The organism is Dolichospermum sp. UHCC 0352 (assembly GCF_009711925.1).
Taxonomy (GTDB): Bacteria; Cyanobacteriota; Cyanobacteriia; order Cyanobacteriales; family Nostocaceae; genus Dolichospermum; species Dolichospermum lemmermannii.
Map to the genome: position 1 here is coordinate 1 of NZ_VIKY01000011.1, position 4,605 is coordinate 4,605.

Annotated in this window: 7 protein-coding genes and 1 pseudogene; 5 read left to right on the forward strand and 3 right to left on the reverse strand. The window is 32.7% G+C overall.

Annotated elements, in window-relative coordinates; translation table 11 throughout:
* Window positions 1-1,254: Eco57I restriction-modification methylase domain-containing protein (locus tag FJR06_RS01070; RefSeq protein WP_168650413.1), on the forward strand; the 1,254-nt coding region annotated here is incomplete at its 5' end.
* 359 nt (window positions 1,255-1,613) lie between these two features.
* Here the strand turns inward: FJR06_RS01070 and FJR06_RS01075 are convergent.
* Entirely contained in the window at window positions 1,614-1,940 is a 327-nt protein-coding gene (locus tag FJR06_RS01075) for a type II toxin-antitoxin system RelE/ParE family toxin (RefSeq protein ID WP_015079782.1), read from the reverse strand.
* Window positions 1,941-1,942: 2 nt separating this feature from the next.
* On the reverse strand, window positions 1,943-2,206 hold the full coding sequence (locus FJR06_RS01080; RefSeq protein ID WP_015079781.1) for a type II toxin-antitoxin system ParD family antitoxin: 264 nt from the start codon (window positions 2,204-2,206) through the stop codon (window positions 1,943-1,945).
* A gap of 175 nt (window positions 2,207-2,381) precedes the next feature.
* Here FJR06_RS01080 and FJR06_RS01085 point away from each other — a divergent pair, with 175 nt between their 5' ends.
* Both FJR06_RS01085 and FJR06_RS01090 read left to right on the forward strand, forming a co-directional pair.
* Entirely contained in the window at window positions 2,382-2,621 is a 240-nt protein-coding gene (locus FJR06_RS01085) for an addiction module protein (RefSeq protein ID WP_371260394.1), read from the forward strand.
* 7 nt (window positions 2,622-2,628) lie between these two features.
* Window positions 2,629-2,925 (forward strand): type II toxin-antitoxin system RelE/ParE family toxin, encoded by a 297-nt coding sequence (locus FJR06_RS01090; RefSeq protein WP_015079779.1) that lies wholly within the window; start codon window positions 2,629-2,631, stop codon window positions 2,923-2,925.
* Between the two features lie 243 nt (window positions 2,926-3,168).
* On the opposite strand, the pseudogene FJR06_RS24830 reads toward FJR06_RS01090, so the two are convergent.
* Window positions 3,169-3,570, reverse strand: a pseudogene (locus tag FJR06_RS24830) (type II toxin-antitoxin system VapC family toxin).
* A gap of 187 nt (window positions 3,571-3,757) precedes the next feature.
* Here FJR06_RS24830 and FJR06_RS01100 point away from each other — a divergent pair.
* The gene (locus tag FJR06_RS01100; RefSeq protein ID WP_015079778.1) at window positions 3,758-4,084 is read left to right on the forward strand and encodes a hypothetical protein; all 327 of its coding nucleotides are present in this window, start codon (window positions 3,758-3,760) and stop codon (window positions 4,082-4,084) included.
* Complete coding sequence (locus tag FJR06_RS01105) at window positions 4,078-4,452, forward strand: type II toxin-antitoxin system PemK/MazF family toxin (protein ID WP_015079777.1); 375 nt, start codon at window positions 4,078-4,080, stop codon at window positions 4,450-4,452. Before FJR06_RS01100 ends, FJR06_RS01105 begins: the two co-directional genes overlap by 7 nt.
* The last annotated feature ends 153 nt before the right edge of the window (window positions 4,453-4,605 follow it).

Here is a 4,605-nt window from a genome sequence, read left to right on the forward strand (position 1 = left end):
TCAAAAAAAATTAGATGCGTTTCCCCTGCCTATGGAGGTTGGCAAGAATATGAACGTCGTACAGAATTAAAAAGAAAATATCCGGGATTTTATATTAAAGAGACATATACTGTTTTTTTGCTACGTTGTCTCAAATTACTCGCACAAAAAGGAAGACTTGTATTTATTATTCCTGACACTTTTTTGTATCTTCACAGTTATATTACTATTAGACGTTATATTCTCGAAGAATTTACAATTGAAAGTATAGATGTCTTTCGTTCATCTCTATTTCCTGGTATTTCATTTGGTTATGCTGGTCTTTGTATTATTTCTATACGTGCTGAAAAACCGAAATACAACCATTCTTTTTCTGTAAAATTTGTTGACTCTTTAAGAGATTTTACAGAATCTCCAAATATGAAATCTAATGGTAATAATATCATTCAGAAAGATATTTTTGATAGTGAATCTCTATCTATTCCTATATCGGCTAATGAATCAGTTTTTAATAAATTGTCAAATAATATAATTAAAATGGTTGATATTGCTGACTGTGTGACAGGTTTCTACTCAGGAAATGATAGAGTTTTTCTGCGGAAAGCATCTGCTTTAGTCAAAGGTTCTGCTGATTATTTAGTCGTTAATTCTAGTTCTATTGAAACTAAACCTTCTACATTAAAAAATCCTTTAAATGGAATAGAAGGATCACAACATTTTATTCCTATTCTAAAAGGCGGTGGTTATAATTTTATGAAACCAACTCAATGGTATGTAGATTGGAGTCAGGATGCAGTTGAACATTATAAAACAAATAAAAAATCAAGATTTCAAAACTCATCCTACTATTTTAAAACAGGAATTGGCTTTCCTATGGTGACATCTAAACGTCCTACGGCTGCATTAATTGAGGAAAGTCTTTTTGATCAATCTATAGTAGGAATTTTTCCTAAATCTTCAGTTGATTTATATTTTCTATTAGCTTATTGTAACTCGCCAGTATTTTGGGTTTGCTTAAAAGATATTAATCCATCTGCAAATAATTCTGCTAGGTATATTTTAAAAACTCCTGTAATTTTACCAGATGAGGATACTCTAAAATATATCTCTTTGAAAACTCAAGAATTACTAGTAGAACTCAAACAAGGTAATAAACAAGTATTATGTGAAATTCTACAACAAGAAATTATTGATTCTATTATGAAATACGTTCATAAGCAGGTATCTCATAAACTAGTAGATACATCTGTTATCAATCTCCTTTCACCGTTCTAAAATTATAGAATGTGTTTGTCTTGTTGTCACATAAAAACTAGCCTAATTTGATATTTACCAGGTAGAAGAAATCGCTGTTCGGAAATTGCGGTAGTTTTGTCTAGGATTTGGAGAGTCATAGTAATTTTATGGTTATGACTTTAATCTTGATTATAACTCATGGTCGGGTGATAATTCTCAGGTGAGGTGAATGTTTCGGTGGTGTATCTGTGATGGTTCTATTGTCTTCTCTTATTTACATGATAGTTGGTGATGGTTGGGTGAGATGATGTGAACAGATACAGGGTTTTCGGGTTGTAATTTAGTGTTATTAATAGTTTGTATTGTTGAGTTTCCTTGCGTCAACCCAACCTAATTACTCATATTTCTAAATCCTCATCTAATATTGTTTCAATATCTCTTGCACCATGAATAACTCGCAAAATATCAATTTCTGATTCAGTGATACGATAAAAAATGAGATATTTTCTAAATCCTTTAATTGATTGTTGTCGAATATCTGCTAAATTGGGATGGGAAAATTGACAGAGTTTTCCCATTGCTGGAGTTTTAGCTAATTGTTTAAATGTTGTTTCTGCTGCTATTAAAAACCGGTCGGAAACGTCTAAACTGTCTTCTGCTATGTAGGTAGCTAAATCTATCAAGTCGCGGATAACTTGAGGTCTTTTTTTAATTGCAAACATCATGGCTAAATTGCACTTTGACGTTTGTTAGTTTTTTCACGAACTGCTTGACGAATATCTTCCCAATCTTGTGCAGTCATTTCTGTTGCATTTCCTGAGTTTAATCCTTCTAAAAGCATGGTTTGTAATCGTTCGTTTGCTCTGTGTTTTTGGTCTTGTCGCACTAATTCTCGAAAATATTCACTGACGCTGCTGTAACCACCTTGCGCTACCTGTTCTTCTATATAATCGCGCATGGTGTCAGGTAAGGAAATATTCATACTTTTCATAATGTGATTTCAGTGAATCTTCTTTTCTATAGTATGGCAGTTTCTGTCATTTTCTGCCATGATAACAGTGATGATGATTTGTAAAGTATTGTAAATATTAATCAATGAGTTTTCAAAATCACCAAATTTAGTTTCAACCTAACCTACTTGCTAATGATGAGTTAAAATAAAAATATTGTCTACTCAAATGGGAAGATTTATGGAGAACTTACTACCTCAAAACATTTTACAATTAACTACTGCCGAAAGAATCCAATTAGTCCAAGATATTTGGGATAGTATCACTGTAGATGCTGATAATGTAACTATTAGTGATGCTCAAAAACAGGAATTGGAGAGACGTTTAGAACTTTATTATCAAAATCCTCATCAAGTTTCTAGTTGGGAGGAAGTGAAACAAAAATTTAATCGTTAGTTAATATATGACTTACAAAATTTTCATTACACCAGAAGCAGAACTTGATTTAGAGGATGCTTATAATTGGTATGAACAGCATACTGTTGGATTAGATTCTGAATTTATTCGTGTTGTTGATGCTAGTTTTTCAACTATTCAACGTAATCCTTTTGCTTGTCCAATTGTTCATGAACAAGTTAGAAAAAAGTTAATTCGGAAGTTTCCCTATGGATTGCTTTACATTATTATAGATGAAACAATTTCTATTATTGGTTGTTTTCATGTTAAACGTGATCCGCAACAATGGGAAAGGCGTTTATAAGATTTAATTCATGTGATAATTCGCTCCAGTAATCCCTTGTAATAGTTGACTGAGATAATGTAAACAGATACATGGTAAGGTTTTCGGACTGCGAACTGCTTGCAGCAGCGCTTCGCTATCGCTCCAGTAATCCCTAGTGATGATTAGATGAGATAATGTGAACAAATACAGGATTTTTGGGTTGTAATAAGTGCGTTATTAATGATGGGTTATGTTATTGTTAACTCATCTTCAAGAACTTTTTTAAGGTGAAATCCAGTTGTCTAATTTTAGCTCTGAAATTCGGCTATAATGACGAGTGTTGTTAGTGACTAAAATATAGTTTCTAGTTGTTGCCACACTAGCAATTAATAAATCGAAATCTGCTACTGGTTGTCCTATTTTTCTAAGTTCTGCTTTTAATTCTCCAAACTTTTTGACAGCATTATTATCTAAATTTATAACTTCAATATCTTGAATGAATTTTTATGCACGAGTTAAATTTTCTGCTACTTTTTGAGAATTGTAAGCACCAAAATACAATTCAGCAACGGTGATGTTGCAAATAGAAATTTGCTCCCATCCTATTTGTTGAATTTTATCTCTGACGGAATTAATGTTTTTAATCCAGTAAATGCAGGTGTCAGTATCTAATAAATAAGTCATAAGCTAATATCGTAGTTAGAAATAGTTCGGCTATCATAAATCTCTTTGACTATTTCTGCTGCTGTGCGTTCATCTTCCCAAGCACCATAATCCCTAGTAATGCTTGAGTGAGATAATGTAAACAGATACAGGGTTTTTATAGACTAATTCGCCATCATTTGATATAATGTAGAACGACAATCACATTATGATAAGAACCATGTCACAAACTGGATTAAATCTATTCATTCCGATGGAGTTATTGATTAACTCTTTAAATGCGCTAAGTTTATCAGAAAAACGAAAGATTTCACAACTTCTTAATGAAGCGATCGCTGATGCTGAAGAGGAAAATTGGCAAGAAGATGAAGAAACTAAAAAAGAAATTCAATTAGTCCGTGATGAATATGCGAATGGTAGTTATAGTAAATTTAGTAATATCAAAGAACAGTTAAAACAAGGAGCTATTAAAAGAGCAGAACGTGATTTAGGATTAGTTGAAGAGTGGTTTAATTTGGAAGAGGAAGCGTGTTAAGTAAGGGAAAAATAATCTATCCCCAGCGTGGTGAAATCTACTTGGTTAATTTTGATCCAACTATCGGTTCAGAAATCAGAAAAACACGACCAGCTTTAATTTTACAAAATGACGTTTCTAATCAATATAGTCCTGTAACTATTGTAGCTGCTCTTACTTCTCAGTTTACAGAACCTTTGTATCCTACTGAAGTGATAATTAAAGTACCAGAAGGAGGTTTACAGGTTGATTCTGTTGCGCTTCTTAATCAAATTCGTTCTATTGATAAACAACGATTAATTAAACGGTTGGGTGTTCTGGAATCAGTCACAATGGAACAGGTAGATAGAGCAATTCAGATTAGTCTAGGTTTAGTGAATTTAACATAAATGAATATTTCCAGGTGTATCTGTGATGGTTCTATTGTCTTCTCTTATTTACATGATCGCCCTAAATATCCCTAGTAATACTTGAGTGAGATAACGTAAACAGATACAGGGTAAGGTTTTCAGGTGCGAACTGCTTGCAGCAGCGCTAGTTCC